Here is a 2,588-nt window from a genome sequence, read left to right on the forward strand (position 1 = left end):
GCCCGCACGGCCGCCGCTGCGGGCGTGGCGCCCCGCGCCCCGGCCCGTACGCCCGGTGACGGGCCGTGTGCGTCCACCCGTGGGGGCCCCGGTAAGGTGCGGGGCATGGCGTCTCGCAGCACTCAGATCCTCGAAGCGGCCGCCCGGGTGATCGCCCGGCGCGGGGTCCGCGGGCTGCGCGTGGAGGAACTCGCGGCCGAGGCCGGTGTCTCCACGGCCCTGATCTACTACCACTTCAAGGACCGTACGGGCGTCCTGCGCCAGACCCTCGAGTTCATCAACGACCGCGCCGAGCGGTACACCACCGACCGCGACCCGGACGATCCGCCGCTCACCCCCCGGGAGGAGCTGGAGGAGACGCTGCTGCTGGAGCTCCAGGACACCCCCGAGGTACGGGAGAACAGCTCGGCCTGGGGTGAACTGCGGGCGAGCGCCGTCTTCGACGAGGTGCTGCGCGAGGATCTCGCCCGGGCCACCCTGGTGTGGGTCCAGGAGGTCGCCGCGCTGCTGGGCCAGGTCCAGCCGATGGCGCCGGCCTCGTCGCTCGCGGCCGCCGCCGAACGGCTCACCGCGCTCCTGGAGGGGCTCAGCATGCGCTGGCTCAGCGGCGGCACCAGGATCGGGCACGCGCGGGAGCTCATGCGCGGTGCGATCGACGCCGAACTGGCCGGGCTCCGCCCGAGCTGACGCCCGGGCCGCCCGGGTCCCCTAGCCCCCGGCTCGCTTCCCGCGCGGCGGGGGCCGCCGGGGTGATGTGCGCGTACGGCGCCCGCAACGCGGCGTCCGATCCTGTTCTCCCGGTGAGGCCGGAACCTTTCGATGCCCCATCTATTGACTGAATTTTCAGTCAATGCCAGAGTGAGAACCGGAGCCGCCGACGGCCCGCGGAGTCCCGGCTCGGGGCCCGCCCCGCCGGCCCCGAACCGCCCGGTCGGCCGTATCCGGCCCTCGCTGTCCGTCGCAGCGCCACCATCCCCCCTGTGCCCCGCGCACCCGTGTACCCGGACGGAGGGATCCCGGCTCCAGAGCCGCCCGCCCGCCTTCCGGAGGAATGAATGATCATGAAGGTACCGACAGCTCAGGACGACTGTCCGGGCATCCGGACGTCCGTACGGACGGCCCCCCGGACGGCCGCGCGCAGGACCCCCCGGATGACCGACCGCATGCCCGCCCGGTGGGCGTCATGCCCCTGACCCCGACCGAACGTGACCGGCTGCTGCTGTTCACCACCGCGGAACTGGCCCGGGCCCGGCGGGCCAGGGGACTGCGGCTCAACGTCCCGGAGGCGACCGCCGTGATCGCCGACACGGTGTGCGAGGCGGCCCGTGACGGTCTGCGCCTCGCCGACGCCCTCGCACGCGGCCGAGCCGTCCTCGGTCCGGACGACGTGCTGCCGGGCGTCGTGGACATCGTGACCGAGGTGATGGTCGAGGCGGTGTTCGAGGACGGGACCCGGCTCGCGGCGATCGGCGACCCCTTCGGGGAGCACTCCCGGGACGACGAAGCACCGGGTGCCGTACTGCCCGCCTCGGACACGGTCGATGCCCCGCGGCCGGTCGTCACCCTCGGTGTGCGCAACACCGCGGCTGTCCCGGTGAGCGTGACCTCGCACTTCCACTTCTTCGAGGCCAACCCGCGCCTGGACTTCGACCGGGCCGCCGCCTACGGCATGCGCCTGGCCGTCGCCGCCGGGTCGTCCGCCCGTTTCGACTCCGGCGCCACCGTCGAGGTGGGGCTCGTCCCCATCGGCGGTGACCGCGTGGCGATCGGGTTCGCCGGTCTGGTGGACGGCCCGCTCGACGCCCCCGGCGTGAAGGCGGAGGCCCTGCGCAAGGCCGCGGCCTGCGGCTACCTCGGTGCGGCAGCCCCGGAAGGAGTCACGTCATGAGCAGGCCCACCTCCCACAGCGATCACTGTGCCCCCGGGGGCCGGCACATCGACCCGCACGAGTACGCGGCGGTGCACGGTCCCCGCGCCGGGGACCGGGTCCGCCTCGGGGACTCCGGGCTCACCGTCCGGGTGGAGTCGGATGCGCAGCGGCCGGGGGACGAGTTCCTGGCGGGCTTCGGGAAGACGGCGCGGGACGGGCTGCACCTGAAGGCGGCGGCGGTCCGGGACACCTGTGACGTGGTGATCAGCAACGTGCTGGTCATCGACGCGGTGCTCGGCATCCGCAAGGTGTCCATCGGCATCCGCGAGGGCCGGATCCACGCGATCGGCCGGGCGGGCAATCCCGACACCCTCGACGGGGTCGACGTCGTCGTCGGCACCGGTACGACCATGATCTCGGGCGAGGGCCTGATCGCCACCGCCGGAGCCGTCGACACCCACGTCCACCTGCTCTCCCCGCGCATCATGGAAGCCTCGCTCGCGAGCGGGGTGACCACGATCATCGGTCAGGAGATCGGGCCGAGCTGGGGCGTGGGGGTGAACTCGCCCTGGGCGCTGCGCCACGGGTTCAACGCCTTCGACGCGTGGCCGGTGAACATCGGGTTCCTCGCGCGGGGTTCCTCCTCGGATCCGGCTCCGCTGATCGAGGCGCTCGCGGAGGGCGGTGCGTCCGGGTTCAAGGTCCATGAGGACATGGG

General features: G+C 73.5%; 2 protein-coding genes and 1 pseudogene. All 3 read left to right on the forward strand.

All coding sequences use genetic code 11. The features are described from left to right. Positions 1-105 precede the first annotated feature (105 nt). A complete protein-coding gene (locus ABT106_RS31745) occupies positions 106-687 on the forward strand; it encodes a TetR/AcrR family transcriptional regulator (protein WP_351284468.1) in 582 nt (193 codons plus the stop codon). A 496-nt stretch (positions 688-1,183) separates the two neighbouring features. Continuing rightward, the gene (gene ureA, locus ABT106_RS31750; RefSeq protein WP_351284470.1) at positions 1,184-1,888 is read left to right on the forward strand and encodes an urease subunit gamma; all 705 of its coding nucleotides are present in this window, start codon (positions 1,184-1,186) and stop codon (positions 1,886-1,888) included. Further along, positions 1,885-2,588 (forward strand): annotated as a pseudogene (locus ABT106_RS31755) (urease subunit alpha); the annotation flags it as partial. The gene ureA and the pseudogene ABT106_RS31755, both read left to right, overlap by 4 nt.

Source organism: Streptomyces sp. NPDC002044, from assembly GCF_040296725.1.
Taxonomy (GTDB): domain Bacteria; phylum Actinomycetota; class Actinomycetes; order Streptomycetales; family Streptomycetaceae; genus Streptomyces; species Streptomyces antarcticus.

Excerpts from the sequence above, each read along its gene's own strand:
- ureA (WP_351284470.1), top strand. The coding sequence starts at position 1,184 with ATGCCCCTGACCCCGACCGAACGTGACCGGCTGCTGCTGTTCACCACC.
- ABT106_RS31745 (WP_351284468.1), top strand. The coding sequence starts at position 106 with ATGGCGTCTCGCAGCACTCAGATCCTCGAAGCGGCCGCCCGGGTGATC.